At 71.5% G+C, this 15,512-nt stretch carries 15 protein-coding genes; 5 read left to right on the forward strand and 10 right to left on the reverse strand.

What is annotated here, in order from left to right:
• Positions 1-50: 50 nt before the first annotated feature.
• The 5 genes from ACIO3O_RS10825 to miaA form a co-directional block, all read right to left on the reverse strand.
• The gene (locus ACIO3O_RS10825) at positions 51-1,520 is read right to left on the reverse strand and encodes a M1 family metallopeptidase (RefSeq protein WP_401744375.1); all 1,470 of its coding nucleotides are present in this window, start codon (positions 1,518-1,520) and stop codon (positions 51-53) included.
• Between the two features lie 129 nt (positions 1,521-1,649).
• On the reverse strand, positions 1,650-3,842 hold the full coding sequence (locus tag ACIO3O_RS10830) for a RelA/SpoT family protein (protein WP_401744377.1): 2,193 nt from the start codon (positions 3,840-3,842) through the stop codon (positions 1,650-1,652).
• A gap of 162 nt (positions 3,843-4,004) precedes the next feature.
• A complete protein-coding gene (dapF, locus tag ACIO3O_RS10835) occupies positions 4,005-4,910 on the reverse strand; it encodes a diaminopimelate epimerase (protein ID WP_401744379.1) in 906 nt (301 codons plus the stop codon).
• 97 nt (positions 4,911-5,007) lie between these two features.
• Positions 5,008-5,517, reverse strand: a complete 510-nt coding sequence (locus ACIO3O_RS10840) for a hypothetical protein (RefSeq protein ID WP_401744380.1) — start codon at positions 5,515-5,517, stop codon at positions 5,008-5,010.
• A gap of 101 nt (positions 5,518-5,618) precedes the next feature.
• Entirely contained in the window at positions 5,619-6,557 is a 939-nt protein-coding gene (gene miaA, locus ACIO3O_RS10845; RefSeq protein WP_401744382.1) for a tRNA (adenosine(37)-N6)-dimethylallyltransferase MiaA, read from the reverse strand.
• Positions 6,558-6,739: 182 nt separating this feature from the next.
• Between miaA and ACIO3O_RS10850 the strand changes: the two genes are divergently transcribed.
• Both ACIO3O_RS10850 and ACIO3O_RS10855 read left to right on the forward strand, forming a co-directional pair.
• On the forward strand, positions 6,740-7,054 hold the full coding sequence (locus ACIO3O_RS10850) for a hypothetical protein (protein WP_401744384.1): 315 nt from the start codon (positions 6,740-6,742) through the stop codon (positions 7,052-7,054).
• 73 nt (positions 7,055-7,127) lie between these two features.
• Positions 7,128-7,376 carry an antitoxin gene (locus ACIO3O_RS10855; RefSeq protein ID WP_189823245.1) on the forward strand — a complete coding sequence of 83 codons (249 nt, stop codon included), beginning with the start codon at positions 7,128-7,130 and terminating at the stop codon, positions 7,374-7,376.
• Positions 7,377-7,556: 180 nt separating this feature from the next.
• Here the strand turns inward: ACIO3O_RS10855 and ACIO3O_RS10860 are convergent, their stop codons facing one another.
• From ACIO3O_RS10860 to miaB, 3 genes are read right to left on the reverse strand one after another with little or no spacing between them, the layout of a single operon-like run.
• Complete coding sequence (locus ACIO3O_RS10860) at positions 7,557-8,273, reverse strand: class III extradiol dioxygenase subunit B-like domain-containing protein (RefSeq protein ID WP_401744386.1); 717 nt, start codon at positions 8,271-8,273, stop codon at positions 7,557-7,559.
• Positions 8,274-8,319: 46 nt separating this feature from the next.
• A complete protein-coding gene (locus tag ACIO3O_RS10865) occupies positions 8,320-8,649 on the reverse strand; it encodes a hypothetical protein (protein WP_401744388.1) in 330 nt (109 codons plus the stop codon).
• The gene (miaB, locus tag ACIO3O_RS10870) at positions 8,649-10,133 is read right to left on the reverse strand and encodes a tRNA (N6-isopentenyl adenosine(37)-C2)-methylthiotransferase MiaB (protein ID WP_401744389.1); all 1,485 of its coding nucleotides are present in this window, start codon (positions 10,131-10,133) and stop codon (positions 8,649-8,651) included. Before miaB ends, ACIO3O_RS10865 begins: the two co-directional genes overlap by 1 nt.
• Before the next feature lie 127 nt (positions 10,134-10,260).
• On the opposite strand from miaB, the gene ACIO3O_RS10875 reads away from it, so the two are divergent.
• Positions 10,261-11,259, forward strand: a complete 999-nt coding sequence (locus ACIO3O_RS10875; protein WP_401744390.1) for a TAXI family TRAP transporter solute-binding subunit — start codon at positions 10,261-10,263, stop codon at positions 11,257-11,259.
• Between the two features lie 3 nt (positions 11,260-11,262).
• Here the strand turns inward: ACIO3O_RS10875 and ACIO3O_RS10880 are convergent, their stop codons facing one another.
• Positions 11,263-12,675: a sensor histidine kinase gene (locus tag ACIO3O_RS10880; RefSeq protein ID WP_401744392.1), complete on the reverse strand. Its 1,413-nt coding sequence runs from the start codon at positions 12,673-12,675 to the stop codon at positions 11,263-11,265.
• A 6-nt stretch (positions 12,676-12,681) separates the two neighbouring features.
• The gene (locus tag ACIO3O_RS10885; RefSeq protein WP_401744394.1) at positions 12,682-13,488 is read right to left on the reverse strand and encodes a response regulator transcription factor; all 807 of its coding nucleotides are present in this window, start codon (positions 13,486-13,488) and stop codon (positions 12,682-12,684) included.
• A gap of 278 nt (positions 13,489-13,766) precedes the next feature.
• On the opposite strand from ACIO3O_RS10885, the gene ACIO3O_RS10890 reads away from it, so the two are divergent.
• A complete protein-coding gene (locus tag ACIO3O_RS10890; protein ID WP_401744396.1) occupies positions 13,767-14,552 on the forward strand; it encodes an amino acid ABC transporter ATP-binding protein in 786 nt (261 codons plus the stop codon).
• A gap of 83 nt (positions 14,553-14,635) precedes the next feature.
• Positions 14,636-15,463, forward strand: a complete 828-nt coding sequence (locus ACIO3O_RS10895) for a glutamate ABC transporter substrate-binding protein (protein ID WP_401744397.1) — start codon at positions 14,636-14,638, stop codon at positions 15,461-15,463.
• The last annotated feature ends 49 nt before the right edge of the window (positions 15,464-15,512 follow it).

Genomic DNA, 15,512 nt, shown 5'->3' on the forward strand with positions numbered 1-15,512 from the left:
CTGTCGTCACACGGGTTTATCGCCCGCCGCACCATCCGTCCCGCACGTGCTCAGCGGTGGACCTCCGGGCCATCCGTCGCCGCGCTGCGCCACTGCGGGTGCCCGGGCATCGGCGGCGTCCTCTGCCCGTACAGCCACGCCTGGAAGAATCCGGAGAGATCGCGTCCGGCGACGTCCGAGGAGAGCTTCACGAAGTCCGCCGTGGTGGCCACCGCGTCACGGTGCTCGCTCACCCAGCGCCGCTCGACCGTGTCGAAGGCCTTCTCGCCGATCTCCTGGCGCAGTGCGTACAGGACGAGCGCGCTGCCGTCGTAGACGACGGGACGGAAGATGCTGATCTTCTGGCCGGGCCGGGAGGGCTTCGGCGCGGCCGGCGGGCCGCCCGCCTTCCGCCAGCCGTCGGAGTTGGTGTACGCCGCCTTCATGCGCTCCTCAAGAGGGCGCTCCTTCTCGGCGTACAGCGCCTCGTACCAGGTGGCGTGCCCCTCGTTGAGCCACAGGTCGGACCAGGACCGCGGCGAGACGCTGTTGCCGAACCAGTGGTGCGCCAGCTCGTGCACCATGATCGAGTCGACGTACCACTCCGGGTATCCGGTGCCGGTGAACAGGGACCGCTCGAAGAGCGACAGCGTCTGCGTCTCCAGCTCGAAGCCGGTGTCGGCCTCGGCGATCAGCACTCCGTACGTCTCGAAGGGGTAGCGCCCGACGCGCTCCTCCATCCACTCCAGGTGTGCCGGGGTCTTCTTCAGCCACGGTTCCAGCCTCTGCGCGTCGGCGGCCGGAACCACGTCCCGCACCGGCAGTCCGTGCGGCCCCGTGCGGTGCAGGACGGCCGACTTCCCGATCGACACCTGGGCGAGCTCGGTCGCCATGGGGTGCTGGGTGCGGTACGTCCAGACCACGGCCTCCTGCGCCCCCTTCACCGCGCGGGGCTTCGCGGAGGGCAGTCCGTTGGCGACGACGGTGTGCTCCTTGGGCGCGGTCACCCGGAAGGTGAAGTACGCCTTGTCGGAGGGGTGGTCGTTGGACGGGAAGACGCGGTGCGCGGCGTCGGCCTGGTTGGCCATGGCGAGCCCGTCGCCGGTGCGTACCCAGCCGCCGTCGGAGGCGTTGCCGACGGGGTTGCTGGTGTGCCGGACGGTGATGATCGTGCGGCTCCCCCTGTGCACGGGTTTCGCCGGGGTGATCACCAGGTCCTCGCCGGACGTGGCGTACCGCGCGCGTGTGCCGTTCACCTCGACGGACTGCACGGTGCCGTGCGCGAAGTCGAGGTTGACGTGCTCCAGGGTCTGGGTCGCCCGCGCCTCGATCCTGGTCACCGCGTTCAGCGGCTTGCTGTTGTCGCCGCCGTAGGTGAGCCCGATGTCGTACGAGAGGACGTCGTACCCGGGATTGCCCAGGTGCGGGAAGAGGCTGTCGCCGATCCCCAGGGGGACGGGCGCGGGCAGGACGGCGCCGACGAGGGAGGCGGACGCGACGGCCAGCAGGGCGGCACGCAGGCGCCGGGAGGTGAGCAGCATGAACTACCGCTATCAGCGCCGCAGTCCGCAGGCGGGGACGGCACGCACCGCACCACTCGAACGGGGTCGGACTCCTGCGCGCGGGTGACCCGGTCGCAGCGCCCCCCTCGCATGCCTCCGGCCGTGGTGTCAGGCCGTCGCCGGGTGCTGGGCGCGGCTGACGTCGTACACGCCCGCGACCTCGCGCATGGCCCGCATGAGTGCCGGGAGCCGGGCCGCGTCGGTGAGCTGCAGGGTGTACGTGTGCCGTACCCGCTGCTCGGAGGGCGGCTCCACGGTGGCGGAGACGACTTCGGCACCGGCCGTGGCGATCGCCTCGGTGAGGTCGGCCAGCAGGTGCGGGCGGCCGAAGGACTCCGCGACGAGGGTGACGCGCAGATCGGCGGTGCCCTGCTGCCAGCGCACCCCGACCGGTTCCCGCCCCAGCGCCCGCATCCGGGCGACGGCGGCACAGCCCTCGCGGTGCACGGTGACGACGCCGCCGCGGACGACGAAGCCGAGCACCTGGTCGGGCGGTACGGGCGTACAGCATCCGGCGAGCCGCACGGTGGCGTCCGGCAGGTCCGTCACCGCGTTCTCCACGACGGGCCGCGGAGCGCCCTCGGGGGCCACTGGAGCGCCCGGCAGCGCGGGGGCCGCCCCGGTGGCCCGGGCGGTCTCCGCGTCCGGTTCGGCGGCCTGTGGCGGCCCCGCGTCGTGCGCGCTGTCCGGATCGGCGAGCCAGCCCGCGATGGCGATGCGCGCGGCGGGCGTCCGGGCGTGGTCCAGCCAGTCGGGCGAGGGTTCCGACGCGGCGTCGTGCGCGAGGAGCAGCTGCACGCTGTCGCCGTCGCGCAGCACGGTGCTGAGGGTGGCCAGGCGGCCGTTGACGCGGGCGCCGATGCAGGCGTGCGCGGCCTCGCCGTACTGGGCGTACGCGGCGTCGACACAGCTCGCCCCTGCGGGCAGCCCCAGCGTGCCGCCGTCGGAGCGGAACACGGTGATCTCGCGGTCCTGGGCGAGGTCGGCGCGCAGGGACGTCCAGAAGGCGTCGGGGTCGGGGGTGGACTCCTGCCACTCCAGGAGCCGCGACAGCCAGCCGGGCCTGGTGGGGTCGATCCGTTCGCCGTCGGCCGCGGTGTCGCTGCCGTCGGGCTGTGCGTACGGGTTGCCGAGGGCGACGACGCCCGCTTCGGCGACCTTGTGCATCTGGTGCGTACGGATGAGGATTTCGGCGACCGCACCGTCGGCGCCCGCGACGGCGGTGTGCAGCGACTGGTACAGGTTGAACTTGGGCGACGCGATGAAGTCCTTGAACTCGGAGATCACCGGGGTGAAACAGGTGTGCAGTTCGCCCAGCACCGCATAACAGTCGGCGTCCTCGCCGACCAGCACCAGCAGCCGTCCGAAGTCCGTGCCGCGCAGTTCGCCGCGCTTGCGCGACACCCTGTGCACCGAAACCGAGTGCCGGGGCCGGACGACGACTTCGGCGGAGATGCCCGCCTCTTTGAGGACGCCGCGTACGTTCTCCGCGATGGGGGCGAGCGGGTCGCCGTCGGCGGCGTTGCCGTCGATGAGCGCACGGGTGCGCGCGTAGTCGTCGGGCTCCAGGATGGCGAAGACGAGGTCTTCGAGTTCGGTCTTGAGCGCCTGGACGCCGAGCCGCTCGGCGAGCGGGATGAGGACGTCGTGGGTGACCTTGGCGATGCGGGCCTGTTTCTCGGGACGCATCACACCGAGGGTGCGCATGTTGTGCAGTCGGTCGGCGAGTTTGATCGACATCACGCGTACGTCGTTGCCGGTGGCGACGAGCATCTTGCGGAAGGTCTCGGGCTCGGCGGCGGCCCCGTAGTCGACCTTCTCCAGCTTGGTGACGCCGTCGACGAGGAAGCAGACCTCGTTGCCGAACTCCTCGCGCACCTGGTCCAGCGTCACCTCGGTGTCCTCGACGGTGTCGTGGAGGAGGGAGGCGGTCAGGGTGGTGGTCTCGGCGCCCAGTTCGGCCAGGATCAGGGTGACGGCCAGCGGGTGTGTGATGTACGGCTCACCGCTCTTGCGCATCTGGCCGCGGTGCGAGGACTCGGCGAGGACGTAGGCCCGGCTGAGGATGGTCAGGTCGGCGTCCGGATGGTGGGCGCGATGGGCCTCGGCCACATGGGCGATCGCGTCCGGGGTCCGGCCGCGCGCGGTGGGACCGAGCAGCGCGGCCCGGCCCAGCCGCCGCAGGTCGATCCTGGGACGGCCGCGCCTGCGACCCTGCGCGGCCCTCGGGAGTGCCGCCGGCTGGGTCAGCGGGCGGAACTCCGGGGACACACCGTTGGGGTTGGTGGCCTCTGCACTCATGGGCACCTCCGGCAGCCTCGACCGGCGGTGGGCGGGTGGTGACTCCCCCTGCCTTCGTCGGGAGTGTCCCGTCCGGGCCGGTGCTTGATGCTATCGAGCCCACCATGCGGTGCTGACCGGGTCCCGCCCGGCGTGAACCGGATCACCCATTCGAGCGAAGGTTTACGCGAGGCCGTTTTGTACTGCTTCGAGCCAGGACGGGTCGATCTGCCCCTCCGCGACGATCACTGCGGGGCCGGTCATCTCGACGGCGCCGTCCGGTCGTTCGGTGATCACCAGACGTCCGCCGAGCACGTCCACGGTGTACGTCACGGGGGCGCCGGTGACGGCCGGGTCGGCCCCGTCGCGGCGGGCGGCGGCCACCGCGACGGCGCACGCGCCGGTGCCGCAGGAGCGGGTCTCGGCGGCGCCGCGCTCGTGCACCCGCATCGCGACGTGGCGCGGGCCCCGGTCGACGACGAACTCCACGTTGACGCCTTCGGGGTAGACGCTCGCGGGACGGAACGGCGGAGGGTCGTACAGGGTCCCGGCGTGTGCCAGGTCCTCGACGAAGGCGACCGCGTGCGGGTTGCCCATGTTGACGTTGGTGGCGGGCCAGGAGCGGCCGTCCACGGTGACGGTGGCGGTGTCCTCGGGGAGCACCGCGCGGCCCATGGAGACGGTGACGTCGCCGTTCTTGTCGAGGTGGACGTGCTTGACGCCGCCCCGGGTGGCCACCGCGAGGTCGCCGCCGTCGGTCAGTCCGGCGTGCTGGAGGTAGCGGGCGAAGACGCGCACGCCGTTGCCGCACATCTCGGCGACGGAGCCGTCGGCGTTGCGGTAGTCCATGAACCACTCGGCCTCGTCGGCCATCGCCCGCGCCTCGGGGTGCGCGGCGGAGCGCACGACGTGCAGCAGTCCGTCGCCGCCGATTCCGGCGCGGCGGTCGCACAGCCTGGCGACGACGGCCGGCGGCAGCTCCAGGGCGTTCTGGAAGTCCGGAACGATCACGAAGTCGTTCTCGGTTCCGTGGCCCTTGAGGAAGGCGATCGGGGCAGGTGCGGCGGATGCGGTGGTCACGCGGTCCATCGTACGGGGAGGCTCCGACAACTGATCTTCGGCCGCCCGTGCCGCACCCGGTGGGGCCACCGTCCGCTTCCGGGGAGATCCTCCGGGCCCGGTGGGATCAGCGGAGTCGGGCCACGCGCCAGACCGCCAGCGCGACGAGCGCGACGCACACCGCCGCGTACAGGAGCGCGACGCGCCAGTTCGCACGGCCGCCCGCGCCCTTGGCGGGCAGTCCCGGCCAGGTGTAGCCGACGCGGCGGGCGGCCATCATGCCCCAGCCCGCCGCACAGCAGCTGATCAGCAGTCCGAGCATGGCGACGACCGCACCGCCGTCGCCGATCTCGAAGGCGAGCGGGAAGGCGAACATCAGCGAGCCGACGGCCGCGAGCCCGACGATGGGGGCGAGCTGCCAGATCCGCAGGCGACGCTGCGGGCGCAGCTCGACCTCGACCTCCGCCTCGGGGGCGGGCAACCCGGGGACCTCGGGCAGCTCCGGCACGTCGGAGTGCTCGCCCGGCAGCCGGGACGCGTTCTCCGGTCCGTCGGGACTCAGTTCTTCGGGCCCGTCAGGACTCAACCGCTCCGGTTCTTCCTGTGCTCTGTCGCGAGGGCCGGCCTCCATCGCCACGCGCCCTCCCCACTCGGACTCCAACGGTCGATCGAAGCTCGATGATGGCACGCGCACGGGCACCCCATTGACGCGCTGAGCGTCCCGATGCCATCACGTGATCAGGCTGTGACCGCTCGTTCGAGCAACGCCAGCGCCTGGTGCGGGAGTTCCGCACGGTGCTCGGCGGCGCCGCTCAGCCAGTGGACCCGCGGGTCGCGGCGGAACCAGGAGTCCTGGCGGCGCGCGAACCGCTTGGTGGCGCGCACGGTCTCGGCCCGCGCCTCGTCCTCGGTGCACTCCCCCGCGAGCGCGTCGAGCACCTGTTGGTACCCGAGCGCGCGCGAGGCCGTGATGCCCTCGCGCAGCCCCTGCGCCTCCAGGGTGCGCACCTCCTCGACGAGCCCCGCCTCCCACATCCGGTCCACGCGGGTGGCGATGCGTTCGTCGAGTTCGGGGCGGGCCACGTCGACGCCGATCTGCACGGTGTCGTACACCGACTCGTGACCGGGGAGGTTGGCGGTGAAGGGGCGGCCGGTGATCTCGATCACTTCGAGGGCGCGGACGATGCGGCGGCCGTTGCTGGCGAGGATCGCGCGGGCCGCGTCGGGGTCGGCGGCGGCGAGCCTCAGATGGAGCGCGCCGGGCCCCTCGGCGGCCAGTTCCGCCTCCAGGCGGGCGCGCACCTCGGGGTCGGTGCCGGGGAACTCCATGACGTCGATGGCGCCCTTGACGTACAGGCCGGACCCTCCGACGAGTACGGGCGTGCGGCCCTCGGCGAGGAGGCGGTCGATCTCCTTGCGGGCGAGGCGCTGGTACTCGGCGACGTTCGCCGTGACGGTGACGTCCCAGATGTCGAGGAGGTGGTGCGGGATGCCGCCGCGCTCCTCGGGCGTCAGCTTCGCGGTGCCGATGTCCATCCCCCGGTAGAGCTGCATGGAGTCGGCGTTGACGACCTCGCCGCCGAAATGCCGGGCGAGGGCGACGCCCAGATCGGACTTTCCGGCCGCGGTGGGACCGACGACGGCGATGACCCGCGGTGCGGGAGCTGCTGTTCTCACTGCCCCAGTCTCGCAAACACCGGGCACTGTCCCCGAACGAGCGACGTGACGGCACGCGTGTGGGTTCGTTGCCTGTTGCGAGGTTCCGCACGCCGGTTGACGCACCGGTTTCTCCGGGCGGCGCAATGGGACGCACCGGAAAGCGCGGTATTTCGCCCACACGAGTACGTTATGGAGTAGTTATGGGCGTTTTTGCAATGTTCCGCCGCAAGTCCAAGGACGCCGCGGAGGTGTCAACCGAGGAGGGGCAGACCGCCACTCCGTCGGCCGACGCCGCCACGGCCGCTGCGACCACGGAGAAGGCCGACGAGGCGAAGACCGGAGCCGAGGCTTCGGACGGTGCTTCGGCGGACGTCTCCTCCCCGGCCGTGCAGGACGCTCCGGAGGCCGCCGACGCGGAGACCGGGGCGGACGACGCGGAGGGGATGGAGATCCCCAAGCAGCAGTCCGCCGACGAGGCCGCGGACAATGAGGTCGGCGAAAGCGCCCGCAAGTAGCCCGGAATCGGCTCCGCCACCACGGACCGGCCCGGGCGTGAACCGAACGATCCCCACGAGGGAAGGTGAACCCATGGGCTTCCTGGACAATCTGAAGGCCAAGCTGGCTCCGGCCAAGGAGAAGGCCGCGGACCTCGCGCAACAGCACGGGGGCAAGATCGAGCAGGGCCTCGACAAGGCCGCTCAGGCGGTCGACTCCAAGACCAAGGGCAAGTACAGCAGCCAGATCCAGTCGGGCACGGGCAAGGCCAAGGACGCCCTGGACCGTCTCTCGACCAAGGACGACGGCGGCACTCCGCCGCCTCCGCCGCCGGCCTCCTGACACGTCGGCGCGCTCACGGGAACGGCCGCGGAACCATTTCGGTTCCGCGGCCGTTCCCGTGGTACGAAGCGCACCTTGGCAACTCCAGAAGGCAACAGGCGGCGAGTCCCGGTCAGGACCGGGCAGCTCTCAAGTCCCGACCGCCCTCAAGTCCCGACCGCTCTCAGGTCCCGACCGCCCTCAGGACCAGGCCGCCACGAAGTAGCCCACGCCGTACGGAGCCTCCTCGTACAGCAGGCGCCCGCCCAGGCCCGTCCCCTCCGCCGCGCCCGCGAGCACCTGCCAGGGGGCCCGGCCGGACACCTTCAGGACGTACGCCAGATCCTCGTCCAGCGCGAGCAGGGCCTCGGTGTCGGCGTCACCCAGCGCACGGGCGGCGTCGGCGTCGAAGCCCTCGGCCCGCTCGTCCAGGTAGCCGGGGGCCTTGAGGGTGCGGCAGGCGCTGCCGTCGCCCATCACCAGGAGCGCGACCCGGTCCGCCCGCCGGGCGAGCTCCCGGCCCGCCTCGGCGCAGCGCTCCCCCTCCAGGGGTTCGCCGACGCCCAGGCCCTCGACGGGGGCGCCGTTCCACCCCGTACGCCCGAGCAGCCAGGCGCCCACCGCGAGCGAGTCCGGGAGGGGCCTGGCGGCGGCTCCCTCCGGGGTGTCCGCGCCGAGGCGGACCTCCAGGTCGACGCCGAAGCCCGCGAAGCTCCCCCGGGCGCCCTGGGGGTGCGGTCCGCGCCGGTCCTGCCCGGCGGGTCCGATCACGACGAGCAGGTCGGGCCGGGAGGCGGCGAGGACTCCCAGGGCGTCCGCGCAGGCGTCCCGGGCGGCGTCCAGTTCCGCCGAGGCACCGGCGGCGACCTCGGGGACGAGCAGCGGCGGACAGGGGCATACGGCGGCGGCTACGAGCATGAGCGGCAGCCTAACGCGGGGCCCGGCCGCCAGAGGGGCCCGGACGCTAAAGGGGCCCGGAGTCCCACTCCAGCTCGTGCACCACGAAGCGGTACGGATAGGACTGGCCGAAACTGCCCTCGCCGACCAGCAGCCACCCGTCCGACGTCCGGTAGCGGCGCACCCGCTGGGCGCGCAGGGGCAGCCGGGGCCGGTACTCCAGGACGAGCCCCCGCAGGTGCTGCAGCGCGTCCTGGTACGTGCCGTCGAAGGTGCCGAGCAGTTCCAGCGGCACGGGCTCGCTGCGCCCGTTGACGACCGGCTTGTGCACCAGAAGTGCCCAGCGGGCCACCGGCCCTCCAGGACCGGTGCCCGGCGTCGCGTCCCCCGTGATCATCAGGCGATGCTGCATCCTCCGGCGGCCGCGGGCAAGGGCTCGGGCACGCCGATCTTCGGCAGGCCGAGCATGACGCCGGGGCCCTGCTGGGGTTCGGCGTTGCGCTTCTCCCAGGCGTCACCGGCCCGGGTGCGGCGCACGGCCTTGGCCTCGCCCTCGGCGAGCAGGTGGTGCGGGGCGGCGTAGGTGATCTCGACGGTCACCACGTCGCCGGGGCGCACCTCCTGGTCGGGCTTGGTGAAGTGCACCAGGCGGTTGTCGGGGGCGCGCCCCGACAGGCGCAGGGTGGCGCCGTCCTTGCGGCCCTCGCCCTCGGCGACCATGACGTCCAGGGTGCGGCCGACCTGCTTCTTGTTCTCCTCCCAGGAGATCTCCTCCTGGAGGGCGACCAGACGCAGGTAGCGCTCCTGGACGACCTCCTTGGGGATCTGGTTGTCCATCGTGGCGGCGGGGGTGCCGGGGCGGATGGAGTACTGGAAGGTGAAGGCGTTGGTGAAGCGGGCCTCGCGGACCGTGTGCATCGTCTGCTCGAAGTCCTCCTCGGTCTCGCCGGGGAAGCCCACGATGATGTCGGTGGAGATGGCGGCGTCCGGCATCGCGGCGCGCACCCGCTCGATGATCCCGAGGAAGCGCTCCTGGCGGTACGAGCGGCGCATCGCCTTGAGGATCGTGTCCGAGCCGGACTGGAGCGGCATGTGCAGCTGCGGCATCACGTTCGGCGTCTCGGCCATGGCGGCGATGACGTCGTCGGTGAAGTCGCGCGGGTGCGGCGAGGTGAAGCGGACGCGCTCCAGGCCCTCGATCTTCCCGCAGGCGCGCAGCAGCTTGCTGAAGGCCTCGCGGTCGCCGATGTCGGACCCGTACGCGTTGACGTTCTGCCCGAGCAGCGTGATCTCGGAGACGCCCTCGGCGACCAGGGCCTCGATCTCGGCGAGGATGTCGCCGGTCCTGCGGTCCTTCTCCTTGCCGCGCAGCGCGGGCACGATGCAGAAGGTGCAGGTGTTGTTGCAGCCCACCGAGATGGAGACCCAGGCGGCGTAGGCGCTCTCGCGGCGCGTGGGCAGCGTCGAGGGGAACGCCTCCAGCGACTCGGCGATCTCGACCTGCGCCTCTTCCTGGATGCGGGCGCGCTCCAGCAGCACCGGCAGCTTGCCGATGTTGTGCGTGCCGAAGACGACGTCCACCCAGGGGGCCCGCTTGGTGATCGTGTCGCGGTCCTTCTGCGCCAGGCAGCCGCCGACCGCGATCTGCATGCCGGGCCGCTTGGTCTTCATCGGCGCGAGCCGCCCGAGATTGCCGTACAGCTTGTTGTCGGCGTTCTCGCGGACCGCGCACGTGTTGAAGACGACGACGTCGGCGTCACCGTCTGCCCCCTCGGGCGCGCGGACGTATCCCGCGCCCTCCAGGAGGCCCGACAGGCGCTCGGAGTCGTGGACGTTCATCTGGCACCCGTAAGTGCGCACCTCGTATGTCTTCTCGCTCATCTCGCCCACCAGGGTACGGGGCCCGCCGGGTGCGGGGCGTCGCGCGGGGGTGGCCGGGGGCCCGGGCGGCGGGCCGGTGCCGGTTGCCTCTGGTCGGGTGGGGCGGTGAGCTGGCAGGATCGCGCGCATGCTCGCCTCCTTCGCCCGCATCGGTCGCCGTCGTGCCCTCCAGGGGGCGGTGGCGCTGCTCGCCGTGTGCGGGCTGCTGCTGTGGTGGCTGCTGCCGTCCCGGCTGCCGTCGCCGGAGGGGCGGATCACCTTCAGTACGGGGGTGCCCACGGGGGTCTACCAGCGGTACGGGGTGCTCCTTGAGGAGGCGCTGCGGCAGCACATGCCGAAGGTCGGGGTGACCCTGCGCACCAGCGAGGGCTCGCAGCAGAACCTCAAGCGGGTGGCGAACGGCGAGGCCGACTTCACGGTGGCCACCGCGGATGCCGTCGCGAAGTACCAGCGCGACCACAGCGAGGGCGCACGGCGGCTGCGCGGCTGCGCGCGGCTGTACGACGACTACGTGCAGCTGGTGGTGCCGACGGACTCGGCGATCCGTACCGTCGCCGACCTGCGCGGCAAGCGGGTTGCGGTGGGGCAGGAGGGCTCCGGGGTGCGGCTGGTGTCGAACCGGCTGCTCGCCGCCGCCGGGCTCGACCCCGAGCAGGGGGTGCGGCCGGTGTCGATAGGGATCGACACGATGCCGGGGCAGCTGGAGAAGGACGAGATCGACGCCTTCTTCTGGTCGGGCGGACTGCCCACCAGCGCGGTGCGCGATCTGTCGGAGCGCATGTCGGTACGGCTGGTGCCGCTCGGCCCGGAGCTGGTGGACGCCCTGCAGCGGCCCGGTGACATCACCCGGTACTACCGCTCCGCGGTGATGCCCGCCGACGCGTACGCGAAGGTCAGCAACAAGGCGGCGGTGCCGACGGTCGCGGTGGCCAACCTGCTGGTGACGACGGACCGTACGGATCCGGAACTGACCGAGCGGTTCACGCAGACGGTGATCGCCAGCCGGGACCGGATCGGGCGCCAGGTGCACGCGGCGCAGCTGGTGGACCTGCGGACGGCCATCTACACCGATCCGCTGCCGCTGCACGAGGGGGCGGCCCGCTACTACCGGTCGGCGAAGCCGTAGCGGTCAGGGCTGGGTCCGGGGGACGGTCACCGTCACGCGCAGGCCGTGGGGTTCGTTGGCGTCGTACGTGATGGTGCCGCGGCCCGCGAGGAGCAGCGCCCGGGAGATCGACAGGCCGAGGCCGGAGCCCTTGATGTTCTGGTGGCGGTTGCTGCGCCAGAACCGGTCGCCGACCCGGGCCAGCTCGTCCTCGGTGAGGCCGGGCCCGCCGTCCGCGACGACGACGGTGCAGGTGTGGCCGCCCGAGGCGACGGTGACCGTGACGTCCTCGCCGGGCGGCGTGAACTTCAGCGCGTTGTCGATCACCGCGTCGAGCGCGCTGGAGAGGGCCACCGGGTCCGCCCACGCGGTGACGGCCTCGGAGCCGCTGCGCAGCAGACGTACCCCCTTGTCGTCGGCGAGCGGTGCCCAGGCCGCGACGCGTTCGGTGGCGAGTTCGCCGAGGTCGGTGAGGCGGAGGTCGGCGGGGGCGTGCTCGGCCTGGGCCAGGTCGAGGAGGTCGTCGAGGACACGGGCGAGGCGCTTGCCCTCAGTGCGGACGGAGGCGATCTCCTCGTTGCCCTCGGGGAGTTCGAGGGCGAGCAGCTCGATGCGCAGGAGCAGTGCGGAGAGCGGGTTGCGGAGCTGGTGGGAGGCGTCGGCGACGAAGGCGCGCTGCTGTTCCAGGACGTCTTCGACGTTGTCGGCCATCTCGTTGAACGAACGGGCCAGGCGGCGCAGTTCCGGCGGGCCGCCGGCCGGGGCGACCCGGGAGTTCATCCGGCCGGTCGCGATGTCGTGGGTGGCCGCGTCCAGGACCCGTACCGGCCGCAGCACCCACCCGGTGAGGCGGAAGGCCGCGCCGATGGCCACGAACAGCGCGGCGAGCTCGCCCACCGCGATCAGCAGCCAGTCGTGCAGGATCCGCGAACGCAGGTGCCCGGTGGGCGAGTCGGTGACCACCACCGCGACCACGTCGCCGTCCCGCACCACCGGCGAGGCCACCACCAGCGTGTGGTCCTGCCACGGCCACACCTGCGGCGGGTCGTGGCTGCGGCGTCCGGCCAGCGCCTCCTGGAAGGCGTCCTTGGCGAGGTCGCCCGCCGCGGTCACCGTCCAGGCGGGCGGGGCGGCGGCCATGGCGTCGCCGTCGCGGTAGAAGACGCCGACCCGGATGCCGTACACGTCCTGGTAGCGGTGGAGTTCGGTCTCCAGGGTGGTCCTGCGCTCGTCCTCGGCGACGGCCTGCCGGCCCGTGGGCGGCGGGCGCTCGGTGACGAACTGGGCGAGGGCGGCGAAGCGCGCGGTGTCGTCGATGCGGTCGACCACCACCTGCTGCTGCTGTGCGGCCGCCATCCGTACGGCGAGCGGGAAGCCGAAGGCGATCAGCATGCCCGCGAGCAGGATGATCAGGAGCGGGAGGAGGCGGGTGCGCACGAGGAGTTACGTGTTCCGGGGCGCCCCGGCGTCGGGCGACTCCGGGGCGCTGGGGGCGTCGGGGCGGTCGGTGCCGCCCGGGGTGCCGGGGCCGTCGGGAGCCGCTGCGCCGCCCGGCGCGACCAGCCGGTAGCCGACGCCGCGCACCGTCTCTATCAGGGCGGGCATCCGCAACTTGGAGCGCAGCGAGGCGACGTGGACCTCCAGGGTGCGCCCGGTGCCCTCCCAACTGGTGCGCCACACCTCGCTGATGATCTGTTCCCGGCGGAAGACCACGCCGGGCCGCTGGGCCAGGAGCGCCAGGAGGTCGAACTCCTTGCGGGTGAGCTGGACGGCGGTGCCGTCGACGCTGACGCGCCGGGTGGGCAGTTCGATGCGTACGGGGCCGAGACAGACCGCCGTGTCGGCGGCCGGGGCGGGTGCCTCCCCGGTGGTGGTGCGCCTGCTCACCGCGTGGATGCGGGCGAGGAGTTCCCCGGTGTCGTACGGCTTGGTGACGTAGTCGTCGGCACCGAGGTTGAGGCCGTGGATGCGGGAGCGTACGTCGGCCCGCGCGGTCACCATGATCACCGGGGTGCTGGTGCGCTTGCGGATCTTGCCGCAGACCTCGTAGCCGTCCTGGTCGGGCAGGCCGAGGTCGAGCAGGACGACGCCGAAGGGCTCCTGCTCCTGGGGGGTGCGGTCGTCGGGCAGGAACGCCTGGAGGGCCTCTTCGCCGTTGCGGGCGTGGACGACCTGGAAGCCGTGCCGGGTGAGGACGGCGGAGAGCGCGGCGGCGACGTGGTTGTCGTCCTCGACGAGCAGCAGCCTCATGGATCTCCCCCTCCCTGCATCCCTGTTCTGGTGTGTGGCCTCAGCGTTTCCGACGTGTGGCCCCAGGGCATCCACGCCGATCCGGCCACGCTCCGTCAAGGCCCTTCCCGTCACGGGCTTGTTCCGTTATGGAGCCGGTATCCCCATCCCATGCCCTGTTCACGCAGAGTGTCCGGTTGCGGCCGGATCGTTATGCTCAATTTCCGCTCAGATGTAATGACGCTGGTAGCACTGGGTGACTAGGGTCCTCCCAACCGAGGAGGACGGAGCAAAAGCCGATGAGCGGAGTTTCAGTGACCAAGGGCGCCGAGGACGCGGTACCCGCGTCGGGCGATCTGGTCGTGCTGAGCAACGTCAACAAGCACTTCGGCGCGCTGCATGTGCTCCAGGACATCGACCTGACCATCGCCCGTGGCGAGGTCGTCGTCGTCATCGGACCCTCCGGGTCCGGGAAGTCCACGCTGTGCCGCACGATCAACCGCCTGGAGACGATCGACTCGGGCGACATCAGGATCGACGGGAAGCCCCTGCCCCAGGAGGGCAAGGAGCTGGCGCGACTGCGCTCCGACGTCGGCATGGTGTTCCAGTCGTTCAACCTCTTCGCCCACAAGACGATCCTGGAGAACGTCACGCTGGGCCAGATCAAGGTCCGCAAGACGGACAAGAAGACCGCGGAGGACAAGGCCCGCGCCCTGCTGGACCGGGTGGGCGTCGGCGCACAGGCGGACAAGTATCCGGCGCAGCTCTCCGGCGGTCAGCAGCAACGCGTCGCGATCGCACGGGCGTTGGCCATGGAGCCGAAGGTCATGCTCTTCGACGAGCCCACGTCGGCGCTCGACCCGGAGATGATCAACGAGGTCCTGGAGGTCATGCAGCAGCTGGCGCGCGACGGCATGACCATGGTCGTCGTCACGCACGAGATGGGCTTCGCCCGCTCCGCCGCGAACCGGGTCGTCTTCATGGCCGACGGGCGCATCGTCGAAGAGGCCACGCCGGACCAGTTCTTCAACAACCCGCGCAGCGACCGGGCCAAGGACTTCCTGTCGAAGATCCTGCACCACTGACAACTGCCGTTCACCGTACGACCGTTGCCAGGCGGGATACGGCTCCGACGACCAACGCTCTCACGACGTAAGGGATGTTCACGATGAAGCTCCGCAAGGTCAGCACCGCCGTTGTCGCGGTCGCCTCGCTCTCGCTCGCTGTCTCGGCCTGTGGTGGCGAGAGCAGCGGCGGCAAGGACGGCGACAAGATCGTCATCGGCATCAAGTACGACCAGCCCGGCATGGGTCTGAAGACGCAGGACGGCAAGTTCACCGGCTTCGACGTGGACGTGGCCCGTTACGTCGCCAAGGAGCTCGGCTACACCGAGGACAAGATCGAGTTCAAGCAGGCGCCCACCGCCGAGCGCGAGAACCTGATCAGCAACGGTGACGTGAAGTTCGTTGCCGGTACGTACACGATCAACGACAAGCGCAAGGCGAAGGTCGACTTCGCAGGCCCGTACTTCATGGCCCACCAGGACCTGCTGGTCCGCGCGGACGACAACTCGATCACCAAGGCCGAGGACCTCAACTCCAAGAAGCTCTGCTCGGTCACCGGCTCCACCTCCGCGCAGAACGTCAAGGAGAAGCTGGCCCCGAAGGCGAACCTCCAGACGCTCGGCGGCTACTCGGAGTGCCTCAACGGCCTGGAGAACAAGGCCGTCGACGCCCTGACGACCGATGGCACCATCCTCGCGGGCTACGCCGCGCAGAAGGAGAACCAGGGCAAGTTCAAGCTCGTCGGCCTCAAGCTGAGCGACGAGCCCTACGGCATCGGACTCAAGAAGGGCGACAAGGACCTTCAGGGCAAGATCAACGCCGCGCTGGAGAAGATGCAGAAGGACGGCTCGTGGAAGAAGGCCGTGGAGACCAACCTCGGCCCGGCCAACTACAAGGCCGACCCCGCGCCGGCCATCACCGAAAAGGGCTGAGCCAGCAGTGACTGACGCGCCGCCGGCTCCGGTCGGCGGCGCGCGCCAC

The sequence above is a fragment of the Streptomyces sp. NPDC087440 genome (genome assembly GCF_044744005.1).
In the GTDB taxonomy this organism is placed as follows: domain Bacteria; phylum Actinomycetota; class Actinomycetes; order Streptomycetales; family Streptomycetaceae; genus Streptomyces.